Origin of the sequence: Pseudoalteromonas sp. B131b (genome assembly GCF_037162545.1) — a bacterium.
Taxonomy (GTDB): domain Bacteria; phylum Pseudomonadota; class Gammaproteobacteria; order Enterobacterales; family Alteromonadaceae; genus Pseudoalteromonas; species Pseudoalteromonas fuliginea.
This window is the reverse complement of record NZ_JARLUZ010000001.1, coordinates 177748-193409: the sequence shown is the minus strand read 5'-3', so window position 1 is coordinate 193409 and position 15662 is coordinate 177748. Positions and strand designations below refer to the sequence as shown.

Annotated in this window: 14 protein-coding genes, 1 other RNA gene and 2 pseudogenes; 8 read left to right on the top strand and 9 right to left on the bottom strand. The window is 37.8% G+C overall.

Annotation, left to right across the window (positions count from 1 at the left end; genetic code table 11):
• Positions 1 to 45: 45 nt before the first annotated feature.
• The 4 genes and pseudogenes from dolP to P4S65_RS00915 form a co-directional block, all read right to left on the bottom strand.
• The gene (dolP, locus tag P4S65_RS00930) at positions 46 to 612 is read right to left on the bottom strand and encodes a division/outer membrane stress-associated lipid-binding lipoprotein (RefSeq protein ID WP_096793712.1); all 567 of its coding nucleotides are present in this window, start codon (positions 610 to 612) and stop codon (positions 46 to 48) included.
• Positions 605 to 1198 carry an SIS domain-containing protein gene (locus P4S65_RS00925; RefSeq protein WP_007379077.1) on the bottom strand — a complete coding sequence of 198 codons (594 nt, stop codon included), beginning with the start codon at positions 1196 to 1198 and terminating at the stop codon, positions 605 to 607. The genes dolP and P4S65_RS00925 overlap by 8 nt, the downstream gene beginning before the upstream one ends.
• Positions 1199 to 1258: 60 nt before the next feature.
• A pseudogene (locus P4S65_RS00920) lies at positions 1259 to 1629 on the bottom strand (YraN family protein).
• A 10-nt stretch (positions 1630 to 1639) separates the two neighbouring features.
• Positions 1640 to 3516 (bottom strand): annotated as a pseudogene (locus P4S65_RS00915) (penicillin-binding protein activator).
• 61 nt (positions 3517 to 3577) lie between these two features.
• On the opposite strand from P4S65_RS00915, the gene rsmI reads away from it, so the two are divergent.
• The 5 genes from rsmI (at position 3578) to P4S65_RS00890 (ending at position 8767) form a co-directional block, all read left to right on the top strand.
• The gene (gene rsmI, locus P4S65_RS00910; protein ID WP_096793710.1) at positions 3578 to 4435 is read left to right on the top strand and encodes a 16S rRNA (cytidine(1402)-2'-O)-methyltransferase; all 858 of its coding nucleotides are present in this window, start codon (positions 3578 to 3580) and stop codon (positions 4433 to 4435) included.
• A 41-nt stretch (positions 4436 to 4476) separates the two neighbouring features.
• Positions 4477 to 4853, top strand: an RNA gene (rnpB, locus tag P4S65_RS00905) — RNase P RNA component class A.
• 127 nt (positions 4854 to 4980) lie between these two features.
• Positions 4981 to 6873, top strand: a complete 1893-nt coding sequence (locus P4S65_RS00900) for a DUF3258 domain-containing protein (protein WP_337119386.1) — start codon at positions 4981 to 4983, stop codon at positions 6871 to 6873.
• A gap of 141 nt (positions 6874 to 7014) precedes the next feature.
• On the top strand, positions 7015 to 7626 hold the full coding sequence (locus P4S65_RS00895) for a hypothetical protein (protein WP_337119385.1): 612 nt from the start codon (positions 7015 to 7017) through the stop codon (positions 7624 to 7626).
• Complete coding sequence (locus tag P4S65_RS00890; RefSeq protein ID WP_337119384.1) at positions 7610 to 8767, top strand: helix-turn-helix domain-containing protein; 1158 nt, start codon at positions 7610 to 7612, stop codon at positions 8765 to 8767. Before P4S65_RS00895 ends, P4S65_RS00890 begins: the two co-directional genes overlap by 17 nt.
• A gap of 112 nt (positions 8768 to 8879) precedes the next feature.
• On the opposite strand, the gene P4S65_RS00885 is transcribed toward P4S65_RS00890, so the two are convergent.
• The 5 genes from P4S65_RS00885 to P4S65_RS00865 all read right to left on the bottom strand — a co-directional run bounded on the left by P4S65_RS00885 (position 8880) and on the right by P4S65_RS00865 (position 11860).
• Positions 8880 to 9056, bottom strand: coding sequence for a hypothetical protein (locus P4S65_RS00885; RefSeq protein ID WP_337119383.1), 177 nt, complete (start codon positions 9054 to 9056; stop codon positions 8880 to 8882).
• Positions 9057 to 9237: 181 nt separating this feature from the next.
• Complete coding sequence (locus tag P4S65_RS00880) at positions 9238 to 9888, bottom strand: hypothetical protein (RefSeq protein WP_337119382.1); 651 nt, start codon at positions 9886 to 9888, stop codon at positions 9238 to 9240.
• 527 nt (positions 9889 to 10415) lie between these two features.
• Complete coding sequence (locus tag P4S65_RS00875; protein WP_337119381.1) at positions 10416 to 11006, bottom strand: hypothetical protein; 591 nt, start codon at positions 11004 to 11006, stop codon at positions 10416 to 10418.
• 430 nt (positions 11007 to 11436) lie between these two features.
• Entirely contained in the window at positions 11437 to 11628 is a 192-nt protein-coding gene (locus P4S65_RS00870; protein ID WP_007378921.1) for a hypothetical protein, read from the bottom strand.
• A gap of 58 nt (positions 11629 to 11686) precedes the next feature.
• On the bottom strand, positions 11687 to 11860 hold the full coding sequence (locus P4S65_RS00865) for a DUF1328 domain-containing protein (RefSeq protein WP_002961939.1): 174 nt from the start codon (positions 11858 to 11860) through the stop codon (positions 11687 to 11689).
• Between the two features lie 520 nt (positions 11861 to 12380).
• Here P4S65_RS00865 and P4S65_RS00860 point away from each other — a divergent pair.
• From P4S65_RS00860 to P4S65_RS00850, 3 genes are read left to right on the top strand one after another with little or no spacing between them, the layout of a single operon-like run.
• Complete coding sequence (locus tag P4S65_RS00860) at positions 12381 to 12623, top strand: OadG family protein (protein ID WP_007583814.1); 243 nt, start codon at positions 12381 to 12383, stop codon at positions 12621 to 12623.
• Between the two features lie 11 nt (positions 12624 to 12634).
• Entirely contained in the window at positions 12635 to 14416 is a 1782-nt protein-coding gene (gene oadA, locus P4S65_RS00855) for a sodium-extruding oxaloacetate decarboxylase subunit alpha (RefSeq protein ID WP_096793705.1), read from the top strand.
• Positions 14417 to 14429: 13 nt separating this feature from the next.
• A complete protein-coding gene (locus P4S65_RS00850; RefSeq protein ID WP_007378925.1) occupies positions 14430 to 15560 on the top strand; it encodes a sodium ion-translocating decarboxylase subunit beta in 1131 nt (376 codons plus the stop codon).
• Positions 15561 to 15662 lie beyond the last annotated feature (102 nt).

The following is a 15662-nucleotide window of genomic DNA, read 5'->3' as shown; positions in this document are numbered from 1 at the left end:
AAAAGCGAGCCGGTGTATGTAATTAGGCTATCTATCATTTTACAACTACATATATTCAAAAACTTTTATTACGCGTTCAACGCCAGATACATTACGTGCAATGTTTACTGCTTGATTAGATTCAGACTCAGAGACTAATCCCATTAAAAATACTTCACCGTTCTCAGTAACTACCTTAATATTATTGCTACTAATATTCTTTGCAGTGAGTAGCTGCGCTTTTACTTTTGAGGTTAACCATGAGTCGTGGGTTTGTGTGGTGATACCAATATTTGATCCAATACGGATTTGATTATGAATTTTACGAATACCAGCAACGTCTTCAATTGTACGTTGAGCTTCACCTTTCATTTCTTGATTTGCGACTTGACCAACTAATAAAACGATACCGTTTACGCTTACTGCATTGATATTAGCAAATTTCTCAATGCGCTCTACCTCACTCAAGGCAATGCTGGCTTTTATCTCAATATTGTTATCATCAATTTGTGAGCCAATAGTGCGGCGATCGTTCGCTGCTGTTACTGCACTAGCTGTACCTGCAACAATAGCGGCCGCACAGCCTTGCAATAATACAACAGTACTTAAAACAATAAGGGAGCGTTTAAACATAGTTTTCATCCTGCGGAAAGAGGGTTAAATCAACAAGTTCGCTTAAACAGTGTAAGTTAACTAAATGCGATTCGATAATACGGCTAGGGCGCTTAGAAGGGGTTCTAATTTCAACGTCATTAGGGCCAAGTAAGCCAACTAATTCCCCTCCATCATCACCGACCATCACGATTACTTTCATATCTTTAGTAAGTGCAGCCTCTACAGCAGAAATAATATGTTTTTCGTTACCGTTTATAGCAAGTGCAAGAAGTAAATCCCCTTGCTGGGCAAAAGCACGAACTTGTCGCGCAAATGTATCGTGATCATCGCCTTGGTTATTTTGACCTAAATTTATATTTTCTTGAGACAAAGCTATAGCGGGGAGACACGGCCGCTCAGTTTCATAATGGTTAACAAGTACACCCGCAATATGTTGGGCTAGCATATGGCAATTTGCAGTGCCGCAACAAATGAGTTTATTACCGTTTATCAAGCTTTGTGCAATGGTAAATGCTGCTGATTCAAGTGCACTGGGTAATACTTCACCTGCAGCGATTTGTACTTGAATGCTCTCTGTAAAAATTTCTTTAATTGTATCTTGCATAGCCTACCAATAATTTATACTTAATCTTTATATGAACTTAAGCCTATATTGCCTAAGTATTTAAAATACGTTTTTAAGCCAGTTAATTTTGGGAGATGATTCTCCTGTAATGGCTACATAATCAATTCTAAGCGCTTCATTTGTTAAGTTTTTAGCGGCTAAGTAATGATAAATACTGCGTTTTAGTCTTGCCTGCTTCTGCGGGCTTAATGCATAATTAGCGCCGCCGCGCGCATTGTTTTTGCGAAATTTAACTTCTACAAAAACAAGGGTGTCACCTTCTTTCATAATGACATCAAGCTCACCAAAGGGGCAGTAATAATTACGCTCAATGGGGTTAATCCCTGAGATACTAAATATTTTTGCGCTTGGAGCTCATAATACTGACCTTTTTCACGGCTATTTTGCCACAGCTCTTTAAACCACGACATGTCGCCCCCTTTAATTACTTGTTTGTATTGTATTTGCTGATTGCATAAATAGTGGTATTGGGCGCTGCGTTTTTAACTGCACAGGTTTTATACGACGATTAGAATACTGCGCCCAATTTAATGTTCGCTCTATGTGCCCATTGCTGTTTATAGATAACTTACCGCTTAAACCACTAAATTCGTTGCCAGGCACAATACTTAATTGCCTTATTTCTGGAAGTACTAATATTGCATCATACGCCATAGCAAATAAACGTTGGCTTATATCAACTTGTTCAGGCCATAAAGTGTCATATTGTGCTCGCAAGGTATGTAGTTTAACTTGTGAGTTAAGCATCCATGGGAGCTCAGTAAAATATAGCCCTTCTAGATCACCTTTATCTGTACGGTCAATTTGTTTGCTATGACTTTTAGAGCTGGCATAAAGTGGGATACGCTCAGCAAATGTACTTACATTTACATCAAGGTAAGGTTTAATTAAACGGGTTTCTATTGCATCACCTAAAATGTAAATAACATCTATGTCACTACGCGATCGCGTTTCGTTCTCTACTTCTTGTTTAAAAAGTGCTTTTACAGTTTTTATACGCTCTTTAGACTTATCAACTTCTAGTAAGCTGGTAATTGTATTAGGCATGTCTTTTTTATCATTATACAGGCCAATCTGAGGTTTGGTTTCACTGTAGCGTTGCCACTGTAAATTAAAGTAGTCAATTAAACGTTGGCCATTTACATTATTAGGTGCAAGCAACATTGGTTTTTGGTAGCCCATGGCTAAAAAGTGTTCTAAAGCTTGTTCTACTTCGTGTTCAGGACTCAGTGCAAAGAAGTAATGCTGCAATGAAATACGCTCACCATCAAAGGTATTTAAATGCAGAGCCGGTATATTTATCAAGGTATTAGCTGCTGTAAGTTTATCAATATTGGCTTTTAACAAAGGTCCAACAACAAAGTCGGGGTTTATTTCCTCAATTTTAGCTGCAAGTTCTTCAGTGTTTAGGTTTTCATCTAGAAACAGAGTTTCACTAATGTTTTGTTTATCAAGCGCAGCTAGAACACCGGCTTTGAGTGCATCGCCTAATCGCTCATTTGGGCCTGATTGTGGGAGCAGTATAACCAAACGTTCTATATTTATAGGGGAAAACTCTGTAAACAATTCATCTTGTTTAGGTAATACCGTTACCGCTGGGTGTCCAACATAGCGGCGTCGCCAGTTATTGATTGCTTGATCTAACTCAACACCGCTGCTTGTATATACTTTATGATATAAGGCAAGGTTAGCCCAACCTTGTTGAATTACTGAACCTCGGTTAAAGCGCTCTAATGCATAAGATGACAGTTTTTTTAAGTTATCCCACAAGTTTTGATTAAGCTGTGGGATCTCAATATTATTCTTAGCTGCTGTCTCAGATGCCCTAAAGAAATAAGGGGCCGCTTTTTTAGGAAAATTTTGTGATGCGTAAATACTGGCAGTTAAAAACTGATGCCATGCAAAGTGCTCGGGTTGGGTTAGTTGCCCGTCTAGCGATTGTAGAATAACCAAGGCTTGAGCATTTTTATCCTGTTTTTTTGCGCAAACGCAATATAAAGACGGTTTTGAATTTGATCAACACTGGCTGTTAATTCAAGGTCGCTACCTATTTTTTCTAGTAGCGGCCAGTTTTGCTCTGTAATAGCTGCATCTCTTGCGCTATACAACAATTGTATTTTATCAGCCCCTTGACGATTTTGAGCCAATTGATAGATAGATTGTGCGCTGGTAGCTTGATTTTTTAATGCATTTGCACTGTTACTGAAGTTATCACTGTTTTTAGTTGGTTTTTCGGTTGTGCTGCACGCCGATAACCCTGACAATATAATTAATAGACTAACTAGTTTAAGTCGCACAATGATTTCCCAATACGTTAACGCGATTTGCTTATATTACTGACTGACGCAGGAGACCTCAATGTTAAATGAGGAGAATTCACAGAAAATTGGCACTCTTTACATTGTAGCCACCCCAATTGGCAATTATGACGACTTAAGTCAGCGTGCAATCGCGACATTATCGCAGGTTGACTTAATAGCTGCTGAAGATACTCGCCATACTGGCAAGCTACTCAGCCACTTTGGTATCAAGGCTAAAACCTTTGCATTACACGATCATAACGAGAAGCAAAAAGCGCAACAAATAATTGATCAGCTTAACCAAGGGCTAAATATCGCGCTGGTTTCTGATGCTGGAACCCCCTTGATCAGTGACCCAGGTTATGCGGTTGTAAACTTATGCCGCGAGCAAGGCGCACATGTAACACCTATACCTGGTGCGTGTGCTGCAATTACAGCCGTGTGTTGCTCTGGGCTACCCACCGACCGCTTTCAGTTTTTAGGCTTTACGCCGGCTAAAAGTAAAGCCCGCCAAGACTTTTTTACCGAAGCCGTTAATTCAAGCATGACCAGCATAATGTACGAAAGCACGCACCGTATAATGGCAAGCCTTGATGATTTAGCCCAAGCACTTGGCGACGATCAACAAGTCGTGTTTGCTAAAGAACTGACCAAAACGTTTGAAACATTTTTTAACGGCAGCGTAAGTGAGCTAAAACAGTTTTTAACAAACGATCCAACCAAGCAACGCGGCGAAATAGTACTTATGCTGCCAGGTAAACCCAAGCAAGTAGACGACGTTCCACCAGAAGCACGCAAAATGTTGGCACTACTTGAAAATGAAATGCCAATGAAAAAAGCCTGTGGTGTTGTTGCCGAATACTTTGGAATGAAAAAAAACGCCTTATATAAAACAATTATTGAAGAAAAAGAGTAAATCTTACTGCGCTTGGCATTCGCCTCATGTATACTGCGCGCCGAGTCAGCCAAGATGATCGCTGCCTGTGACGAAAATGATCAGGGAGGAAAGTCCGGGCTCCACAGGGCAGAGTGCCAGTTAACGGCTGGGGGCGCGAGCCCACGACAAGTGCAGCAGAGAGGAGACCGCCAATCTTCGGGTTGGTAAGGGTGAAAGGGTGCGGTAAGAGCGCACCGGGCCGCTAGTAATAGTCGGTTGCAAGGTAAACTCCACTCGGAGCAAGACCAAATAGGGTTCTATCATTTTAAATAATGAACGCGTGGCCCACGTGAGAACCGGGTAGGTTGCTTGAGCCATAGAGCGATTTATGGCCTAGACGAATGATTATCACTTTCTTCGGAAAGGACAAAACCCGGCTTACCGGCTGACTCAAACTCAAGCGTAAGCATCTGATTTATTAGGTGCTTACGCTTGAACCACTAATTTCATGGCACAAAATTTCAAAAATGTGCCAAATAGTGTGCCAAATAAACTCAATACGTTACTTACACATAGGTAACTTAATGAGACATATCAAACTCCCCGAACACCTTATACTACGAAAAGAACGTTACTATTTTCGTTATGTTTTCCCCCGTAAATTTATCGGCTCCGATATACGCATTTCACTTAAAACCAAACACCTTCATCATGCTTTAAACTTTCTTGAATTAATCAAACCCGAACTAGATAAACTAAAAATACTTGCGAGTGATCGACACAATATAGATACTGAAACTTTAATCACTCAAGCAAAACGTATTTTAATTCATATGAAGCAAAAACTTACCCATGAGCTAAGCAAAAAAATAATAGCAAAAGAAGAACAACGTTATGCTTCAACTGCACATTCTATACACGGCATTAAAGCAAAGCCGTTAAACAGTCACTCACCTACACATTTAAGAACCGCTGCAAACATTATGCTTTCTATTGCAGAGGGTGAAACAGGTGAGTTATTAGCTGAAGCTTTAAAAAACAATGATTATGAAGTTCTCAATATTTATGTTTTGGTCAGCAAGTACATGGCACTTAAAAATAGTGGTTTAAGTAATGCCGATATTGTAGCTAATAAACAAATCGAAAAAAGTGTTCGTCAACTTGCACGCCAATTAGATACGTTTTTACTTGCTGGTATGTTTAATAGTTCTGAAATTGAAACAGATGAAGACTTGTTTGATGACTCAGATGAAGACGACAACTTTTACTCTGATAGCATCGATGCAATAGAAACCCTAAACAAACACGATGTAGAGTTCGAGCATGGGTCATTAGAGTATGCGGCATTTAAAAGTATGCTAGAAACCTCAAGAAATTTACAGGCTAAATACTTGGCTTCTTGCTTAACTAAAGACTCAGAGCAAAAACATTTATTAGATTCAATGTTTAATAAAAGCTCACACACCATAATTGAAAGTCAGCCAAGGGAAGAAAAACAACAAACTCAAGGCCCATTGTTTTCAGAAGTGTATGCTGAGTTTTTAGATTTCAAAGTAAATGCAGGTCTAAACGATAGGATTTTAAAAGAATATGCCCGTCACTACGAAGCATGGTGTTTACTGAGTGAAGACAAACCTATTGAAAGTTATAAAGCGAGTGATATAGGTCGTTTTATTGACCGTTGTTATCAGCTACCTAAAAAGAATCGCGCACCATACAGTAAAATGAGCCTGCAAGAGTGCCTAGACTTTGATGTGCCAGAAGTTGACTTAGTTACACCTAAAACAGTTCAAGGGTATTACAAGTGGTTACAGGGGATATTTTCGTATGCTAAAAGAGATACTGTTGAATATATTCAGCATTCACCATGTACTATAAAACGAGACTTTAAACAGCGTATACGCGGTGTTTTTAATAGCGAAGAACTTACTAAGTTTGAAGCATTCGCAATGCAGACAAAATATGCATGGCAAAAGTGGTCATTATTATTAGCCATGTACACAGGCGCAAGACGTACCGAAATTTATCAGTTAAGAAGACCAGATATCCGTGTTGAAGATGGTATTAACTACATATTAGTAACTGATGAGCATGAATCCCAACGTCTTAAAACGAATAACGCTAAACGTAAAATCCCTATTCATAAACGCTTAATTGAGCTTGGCTTTTTAGAGTATGTAGAGCAAGCGCAAGAACGTATTTTATATGAAATAACATCAGCTGAGAGTATCACTAGTTGGTTCGGTCGTTTGGTTGTAGAACTTGAAATACCTAGTGTGAATGAATTAGATGAACTACGTAGTTATCACAGCTTTAGACATACGTTTATAAGTAACATACGTAATAATCATTCGTTTGATCTTTCACTGATACAACAAGTGGTTGGTCATGAAATTTCTAAAGGTGGAATAACTGATAAGTATACGCATGGCGGAGCTAGCTTGAAGAGGTTAGGAGAAGTTGTGAACTCTTTTTAAGTCGGTTTACATATCCTTTAGCTGTTGACAAAACGGCAATCAATTGACAAATGGTGAAAAGTGTTAGATTATGTTCTGGTATTTCACCGAGCCCTTAATTAATTTTAAGCTACACCAACTACATAATAGGTTAACTTTTATATGAAACAACCATGGGAAATAAACCCAGCATTAACAAGTGAACGTTTAAAAAAACTTGCATCTTTAATTCGAAGTATTAGAGATGATGTTGTTGATCGGCATGATGATGTATTAGGAGACTCCGCTCGCTCTACTGGTTTGAGAGCATATGAGTGCTGCCGCAATCAGATTATTAGTGCTTCAAGAGATAAAGACGAATGGTCCTTTTTGGATATATTGAAAGGAGATGGTAGGTTTACATTTTCTATAGATTCTGTCCCTGTTCGTTTGTACCGTGGGCAGCCAAGTAATCCCCAAGAGCGAAGATTAATTCCATGTGAAGAGGCAACTCGTCAAATGAGCCTTTTACCTGTAGAAGTTGGTAATGATGCAAATGTCTTATGGTTTTTTGCTATAGAAGTTGATGAATTTAGATATGTAGAGCGCGTTACATTTACTGGTTACTTAGACGAAGTTCAAGTTTCATGTTGGGAAATTCCTCTTAATGAACATGTGCCTGCATTTACTTCTGTTAATGTGGATTTACCTGAACCTGTTTTAGTCCAGAAGGCCTCTGTTTCCGTTAAGGTAAAAGAGAAAAAAGCTATAAATGATAATGGCTCAAGTAATTGATGGTCATTTGTGTATGTCAGTAATATTTTATGGTGAACGGCTCAGGTTAGCTCGTTTGATTAAAGGTTGTACATTACAAGAATTGGGTGATTCAGTTGCTGTGACTAGGCAAAGTATTCATCAATATGAAAGTGATGTGAGGGCTCCTGCACAGGATGTAATAAACGCTTTAGCAGAGTTTTTGCAAGTTTCACCATCGTTTTTCGAGTTGACATTATCCGGTGATGTTAAACCTGAGCAATGTCATTTTCGAAAAAGACAAACTACACCTGCGGGTGTTAAAAATAGGGTTCAAGCATATAGCACCATCCTTGAGCAGCTAGTGAATGAGCTGCATGAGCACTTGGATTTGCCAGAGAATCGTTTCAATTTGATAGACAATGACAAAATTCCAGAATTGACAGCAACTGTAATTGAAAAAATTGCAGAAGGTGCTCGTATTAGATGGGGTTTGACGTCAGATTCACCTATAGATAATGTTGTTAACATTGTTGAAAATCAAGGTGCTATTGTTACGTGCTTCGACGGTGTATCAGATAAAGTCGATGCACTGTCAGTTAATAGAAAGTACCCCATTATAATAAGGAATACAGCGAAGGAAAGTGTTTGTAGAATGCGCTTCGATTTGGCTCATGAATGCGGTCACTTAGTTATGCATGATGGTATTGAGACTGGTTGTAAAAAAACAGAGAGAGAGGCGGATGCCTTTGCTAGTGCGTTTTTATTTCCTAGGAAATCTTTCGCAAGGGAGTTCCCAAGTTGTTTGGATATTAACGGGAATATAATTTGGAAAGAAATTTACAAATTAAAACTACGATGGAAAATGAGTGCTAGGGCTATTATTTACAGAGCTCATTTTCTAGGTTTTATTAATGCTCAACAGTATCGGAATGCTAATGTTTGGTTCAGTAAAACGAGGCAAACTCGTAAAGAAAAGTATGATGATAAAATCCCTTTAGAGACACCTCATATTTTGGAAGAGAGTTTAGAAGTACTAAAAGAGCAGTTAGGGATTTCGTTCGATATGCTGGCGTTAAAGTTGGGAGTCACACCGGAACTTTTAGCCGATATTTCAGGAGTTGGATATACTGCTAAAAGCGCTAACGAGTGTGATGAGATTGTTATTCCATTTAATTTCTAAGTTATAAACGCTTAAACACAGTTGTCAGATTCGATTGGTTGCATTCAATCAAATCTGACATTCATATATGTACCATTGGAGAGACGTTGTAACAACTCAATGGAAAGTACCGTTATGAATCCACTGGACCAGACTTTTTGGAGACTATAACAATGCAACTCTCAGTACTTTGATTTTCCTTTGCTCTTTGAATAACTTTGGCTAGCATTTTTACTGCCACGCCCCTAGATTGATCACCTTCATTTTCATAATTAAATTCACCTGGTTTACTCATAAGAATTTGTCTCATGTAGCGTTACCTCTATTTTCTCTAAATTGCTTCATTGAATGCAAATAAAGCTCCAACTCGACTCTATCAGCTACTTCATCTAAAATCTTTTCGCATGCTCTGCACTCGATTTCATCGTAAGGAGTGCATAAGTATTGCCCATAAACTGCAATAGTAAATATATAAACATAATCAATATTACTTACAGTAACGCGTACTGGCTTACAAAAGATAGAGCCTTTGCCTGTTTTTTTAGATCTCGATGATTCAAAAATACACCTTCTTTTATTCCTTTTCGTAGGTCTGGAATAAATAAACTATCACCATGATCGAAGCAGTATTTTGCTGTAGATTCCCCATTCATCAAATCCCTTGCTCGAGTATGTTGCTTTTGCGAATCACATTTCAGCTCATACCACCATTTGTTTTCACTAGGGTTTCCTTGGATTATAGTGATACCAATATTTTTTTGATCTATTTCTAAACCATCAACCAAAAACTTTTTAGTTCCATCTAGAACATGTTCTAGCTGATCTATCGGCTGAGTAATACGTTTAAAAGCATCCTCTCTGAACTTCAATGATTTAGCTTTATGATAGAATCTATCTCTTTTCTTTTTAACAAGCCCATTAAAAAAGGCAATTAACGATTCAGTTAGTAATTCATACTTTTTAGTAACAGCACCTTTAAAAGTTTCAGAAATACCTTTGATAAATAAAACTAAAAATGTAAAAGCTGCAAGAAGCGTAAAAACAAATTCATGAAAATCTTTGTAATTTTTTATCCAACTCCAATCATCCCCCCATATATCTAATGTTCCGTAATAGAGCATGACAATTGGGGGTATTACCATGCTTAATACTGGAGAGCTTAAAAATTGACTACTCTGTTGTTTACAAAAACAACGTGAAACAATTTTTTCAAATTTTATTCCTTTATATAAATATATGAGAGTTTTTAACAATTTACTAGAGTAGCGAAGAGGGTTTTTCTGATTTTGAGTTACTTCAGTAATCGTAAGGTTTCAATCACATTACGTAATTATTGCGAGTATATTACTATTAAAAATATATTTTATCTTGTTGATTTGATAAATTTTTCTAGCTATAGGGAAAGTTTAGAGTTTGGGATGCTATTTCGTGTAAAGTCGAATCTAGTAGCTCAAACTAAAAACTAAAATATGAGTTACTTCATCTAAATATCAAGTCATTAATAACTTTATATTTTTCTTTAAAATCTAATTCAACTAAAAATTAATAAGTATGCCCAACTAACGTTAATACATATTAACGTTAGTTGGCAAAGGCTTAATATTTCAAGGATACTTTTTATAGTCGTGAGTGAGGGCATTCCGAATTATAAAGCTGCGTTTAGAGGCTGCTATGCAAAAATGCTAAGTAAGTCACTATTAAAAGTAATCCCAGTTAAATTATTTTCTTTCACAAGAGTTTTAAATGCGGCATTACAGTAAATTGATTTACCACCTTGCATGCTCGACTTAAAAATTAGATTTAGATCGGACTTAAAGGCCAGAGATTTTAGACCATCTTCAAATCCATCTAGATAAGCTTTTTCCGTCAAATCTTTATCTTCTTCTTCAAAAATTAGTGGGTTGAATAAAAATAATTCTTTCTCACAATTCAATGGAACAAATTCCCCGCAGCCTTGTAAATGATTACCTATGGCCGTGTAAGCTTTTTTATTTAACACCAAGTAACACGAAAATAAGTTTATATCATAGTCTTGTTGCTCAGCTTCTTTCTCAACTTTACAGTTAAACCCATTTTCTACAACGTCTAATATTTTAGCTTTCCCTCTTGGGAAATCATCCATAGCTATTTTCACTGCCTCGTTAAAACTGCTCTCTTTTTCTTTAGCAATTTGCTTTGCCATAGAAACAGTCGTGAGGTCGATTATGTCGTATTTTTTTGATGGCTTATGTATTTTGAAAATTACTAGATCCCTTTCCATAACTCATCCTTTTTTCAAATATTCTAGCAGGTAACATGCCTGTTCTAATAAGCATTTTTGTATTTCTAAGCTTATTTAAGAACACTGTCTTATCTGTAGCCATACTCTCACCTAACATTGCGCCAATCCATGTTTCATAGTTATATCTATGGATTTTACGATGCGGCGGTGCGTTAGTAGTTGATCAATCAATTATTTTGAGGTAAGAAAACCATGTTGGTAACAAGGTAAAAATTTCGTTATTTAGTTGTTCTATATCAGAGATTTTTAACGAAGTTGGTGTCTGATTTAATCCTTCAAATTGATTAAGTATTATTACGGATTGGTATCAGTGCGGTTTGACTCATTAGCTAAAATGGGGGAAGTTGTTCGATACTTATAAACAGGCAAAAAACGGCTCTTGAGAGCCGCTTTTTTAGTAAAAGAAGAATTAACAATTAGTTTCTTCAGCGTTTACGCCTTCTTTAACATTTTCACATGCATCTTCTACTTTGTTTTGCACGTCAGTTACTGCTTCGTCAATACGTTCACCTGCGTCTTCTGCATGATTGTCTTCACAACCCATAATGAAAAAACTTGCGAATAGACCGATTAGTGCTGCTTTTACAGTTGTTGAATTCATAATGTAATTCCTTGTAAGTGTTAATTAAGTATAAGTGTTTGTTAGTCCGATGGATTATCTACCTGGGCGATTTACCACGTAGTGCACCTGAAACTAATGAAATCACTAAAAGTACTAGAAAGATAAAAAATATAATTTTTGCTATACCAGCTGCGGCACCTGCGATGCCACCAAAACCTAACACTGCAGCGATTAAAGCAATAACTAAAAATGTGATTGTCCAGCGTAACATTGTTTTCTCCTTGGTTTATAAATTTTGCTCACAATAACTAATGCCAGTTACATGCCAAAGTGTATTGTTGTTTAATATCATGTGTTTATGTTTTTTTTGTGTGTTTTGGGCAATTAGTTGATTAGTAACTTTTACGCTTTGCTATGTAAGTTATTCACACCGTTACACATTGCTTGTAAATATTCACTAAATACATTTATTTTGGTAAGACCAATTAACAATTGATCCTTTGTTTTTGTGTTTCATATGATTTTTCATGTTTTTTTTATTTAACCGGATAGTTAATTAACAACTTATATATAACTATTAGCTATAGTCATTATTTCCTGTAACTATTGTAGGGTGCGTGATTGCAGGGTTCTGGTATGTAAATTAGTTGAGTTTTATGTTGATTATAGTTTAATTGGTTTTACCAATTTACAAGATGTAGACAAAATAATTAGTTTTGTTATTATCCAGTGAATAAATATTTAATTAAATCGATTTTTTATTTTCGATATGGGTTTCAAGGGGGAGAAAAATGGATATAGGTGCTCTACTCACAACGGCTGGTAGTTTAATGCTTACTGGTATGGTTGGGGTGTTTGTATTTCTGTCGATATTAATTGGTGCAGTAACGCTTATGTCTAATTTGGTGACGCGCTATAGCGAACCAGAAGCATCACCAGCTAAATCACCGTCTTTTAAATCTCAAGGTGTGCCTAATGAGCACATCGCTGCTATTAGTGCTGCCATTGCTCAGTACAAATCAAATAATAAATAAGGGGCACACACATGGCTAAATTAAAATTAACAGAATTGGTATTACGCGATGCGCACCAATCATTGCTCGCAACACGTATGCGTTTAGACGATATGCTACCGATTGCTAGCAAGTTAGATGATGCAGGTTATTGGTCTATTGAATCGTGGGGCGGTGCTACATTTGATTCGTGTATTCGTTATTTAGGCGAAGATCCGTGGGAGCGTATTCGTGCGCTTAAAAAAGCGATGCCTAATACTAAACAGCAAATGCTATTACGCGGTCAAAACCTATTAGGCTACCGCCATTACGCTGATGACGTAGTTGAAAAGTTTGTAGAACGCGCACATAAAAATGGCGTTGACGTATTTCGTATATTCGATGCAATGAATGATGTACGTAACCTAGAAACAGCGATTAAAGCGGCTATAAAAGTAGGCGCGCACGCTCAAGGTACTATTTCGTACACAGTTAGCCCAGTTCATACACTTGATATGTGGCTGACTCTTGCTAAGCAATTAGAAGACTTAGGCTGTCATTCAATTTGTATTAAAGATATGGCGGGCTTATTAAAGCCATATGATGCAGAAGAGCTTATAAAAGCGCTCAAAGAAACCGTATCGGTTCCAATTGCTATGCAGTGCCATGCTACAACAGGTTTAAGTACTGCGACTTATCAAAAAGCAATTGATGCTGGCATTGATATGCTCGATACCGCTATTTCATCAATGAGTATGACTTATGGACATTCTGCAACTGAAACTATCGTATCGATAGTTGAAGGGACTGAGCGTGATACTGAGCTTGATTTAAACCACCTAGAAGAAATTGCTGCTTACTTTAGAGATGTGCGTAAAAAATATGCGGCATTTGAAGGTAGCTTAAAAGGGGTTGATGGGCGTATTTTACTAGCTCAAGTACCTGGTGGCATGCTTACAAACATGGAAAATCAACTTAAAGAGCAAGGCGCAGCCGATAAGCTTAATGAGGTTTTACTTGAGATCCCACGTGTACGTGAAGATCTTGGTTTTTTACCTTTAGTAACACCAACGTCGCAAATTGTTGGCACTCAAGCGGTACTTAATGTGCTAACAGGTGAGCGTTATAAAACAATTACTAAAGAAACTGCTGGCGTATTAAAAGGTGAATATGGCTTAACACCAGCACCAATGAATAAAGAGCTACAAGAGCGTGTGCTTGATGGAGCAGAAGTTATTACTTGTCGCCCTGCAGATAATATTGCACCTGAGCTTGCAACGCTTGAAGCTGAGTTATTAAAAGAAGCGCAAGAGCAAGGCTTAACACTGGCTGATGACCAAATTGATGACGTACTAACTTATGCATTATTCCCACAAGTTGGTTTGAAGTTTATTAAAAACCGCAACAACCCAGATGCATTTGAGCCAGTCCCTTCTGTTGAAGATAAAAGCGGTAAAGCACCTTCTAAATCAGCTTCAAATAATAACAAAGTGAAGGCTGAGCAGTACAGCGTAAAAGTAGATGGTAAAGTTTATGACGTAGTAGTGGCGAAAGGTGGTGAACTTAAGGAAGTAACATTAAAAGACTCTGAGCACATTCCTCAATCTGCTTCGGTTGCATCAGGTGAAACACTTAACGCGCCTCTAGCCGGTAATATTTTTAAGATTAAGGTAAAAGCTGGGCAAGTTGTTAACGAAGGCGATGTAGTGATTATTATGGAAGCCATGAAAATGGAAACTGAAATACGCGCTACGCATACCGGAACAATTGCTGAAGTGTTAGTTAGTGAAGGCGATGCTGTAACTACCGGCGACGCTATGATTGCATTAGCTTAGGAGTAAATAGAGGATGGACGGTATTTTAAACCTCTGGAATGCGACAGGCATTGCTAACTTTACAATCCCATCGTTAATAATGATTGCGGTAGGGTGTTTATTACTGTTTTTAGCGATAGCTAAAGGCTTTGAACCATTATTATTACTACCTATTGGTTTTGGTGCAATTTTAACAAACGTACCAGTGGCAGGTTTGTCAGACCCAGGTGGGCTTTTGTACTACGTTTATTATGTGGGTATTGATACGGGGATTTTTCCGCTGTTGATATTTATGGGAGTGGGGGCGCTGACTGACTTTAGCGCGCTTATTGCAAACCCACGTATGTTGTTATTAGGTGCGGCTGCACAGTTTGGTATTTTTGCTACATTGTTTGGCGCTATATTACTTAACTATGTACCAGGTTTTGAGTTTACCTTACAAGATGCCTCAGCTATTGCCATTATAGGTGGTGCCGATGGGCCAACGGCAATATTTTTAGCATCAAAACTGGCACCTGATTTACTAGGCGCAATAGCGGTAGCTGCATATTCATACATGGCACTTGTGCCAATTATTCAGCCACCAATTATGCGTGCGTTAACGACACCAGAAGAGCGCCAAATTAAGATGCCTGAATTACGTAAGGTATCTAAAAAGGAAAAGATTATTTTCCCCCTTATGGTACTTAGTTTAACGGCAATGTTTTTACCGGCTGCTATACCGCTTGTAGGTATGTTTTGTTTAGGTAACTTAATGCGGGAGTCGGGTGTTGTTGATAGATTAAGTAACAGTGCTCAAAACGAAATCATCAATGTTACAACTATATTTTTAGGCTTAGCTGTAGGCTCAAAGCTTGCTGCAGATAAGTTTTTAACTGTTGAGACGATTGGTATTTTAGTGCTTGGCGCACTGGCTTTTGCAATTGGTACGGCATCTGGCGTATTTATGGCAAAAGGACTTAATCGAATATCTAAAACGCCTATAAATCCATTAATTGGGGCGGCAGGTGTATCGGCTGTGCCAATGGCGGCACGAGTAGTTAATAAAGTGGGCCTTGAAAGTAACCCACATAACTTTTTACTTATGCATGCAATGGGACCAAACGTAGCAGGTGTACTTGGTAGTGCCGTTGCTGCGGGTATTTTATTAGCACTTGTTGGCTAATAATTAAAGTGGTAGTTAATAAATGATTTAGCGCAGTTTACTGCGCTTTTTTTTGCTTTTATTTCTCGTCGTTAATAGTTTCTTGTTTCTGTATTTTTGTTT

What these genes read in the sequence shown, in the direction of transcription:
- P4S65_RS00895 (WP_337119385.1), top strand. Translation starts at nt 7,015, where the DNA reads ATGAAACAACCATGGGAAATAAACCCAGCATTAACAAGTGAACGTTTA.
- P4S65_RS00885 (WP_337119383.1), bottom strand. Translation starts at nt 9,056, where the DNA reads ATGAGACAAATTCTTATGAGTAAACCAGGTGAATTTAATTATGAAAAT.
- P4S65_RS00900 (WP_337119386.1), top strand. Translation starts at nt 4,981, where the DNA reads ATGAGACATATCAAACTCCCCGAACACCTTATACTACGAAAAGAACGT.
- P4S65_RS00875 (WP_337119381.1), bottom strand. Translation starts at nt 11,006, where the DNA reads ATGGAAAGGGATCTAGTAATTTTCAAAATACATAAGCCATCAAAAAAA.
- oadA (WP_096793705.1), top strand. Translation starts at nt 12,635, where the DNA reads ATGGCTAAATTAAAATTAACAGAATTGGTATTACGCGATGCGCACCAA.
- P4S65_RS00890 (WP_337119384.1), top strand. Translation starts at nt 7,610, where the DNA reads ATGGCTCAAGTAATTGATGGTCATTTGTGTATGTCAGTAATATTTTAT.
- P4S65_RS00925 (WP_007379077.1), bottom strand. Translation starts at nt 1,198, where the DNA reads ATGCAAGATACAATTAAAGAAATTTTTACAGAGAGCATTCAAGTACAA.
- P4S65_RS00880 (WP_337119382.1), bottom strand. Translation starts at nt 9,888, where the DNA reads ATGGTAATACCCCCAATTGTCATGCTCTATTACGGAACATTAGATATA.
- P4S65_RS00870 (WP_007378921.1), bottom strand. Translation starts at nt 11,628, where the DNA reads ATGAATTCAACAACTGTAAAAGCAGCACTAATCGGTCTATTCGCAAGT.
- rsmI (WP_096793710.1), top strand. Translation starts at nt 3,578, where the DNA reads ATGTTAAATGAGGAGAATTCACAGAAAATTGGCACTCTTTACATTGTA.
- dolP (WP_096793712.1), bottom strand. Translation starts at nt 612, where the DNA reads ATGTTTAAACGCTCCCTTATTGTTTTAAGTACTGTTGTATTATTGCAA.
- P4S65_RS00865 (WP_002961939.1), bottom strand. Translation starts at nt 11,860, where the DNA reads ATGTTACGCTGGACAATCACATTTTTAGTTATTGCTTTAATCGCTGCA.
- P4S65_RS00850 (WP_007378925.1), top strand. Translation starts at nt 14,430, where the DNA reads ATGGACGGTATTTTAAACCTCTGGAATGCGACAGGCATTGCTAACTTT.
- P4S65_RS00860 (WP_007583814.1), top strand. Translation starts at nt 12,381, where the DNA reads ATGGATATAGGTGCTCTACTCACAACGGCTGGTAGTTTAATGCTTACT.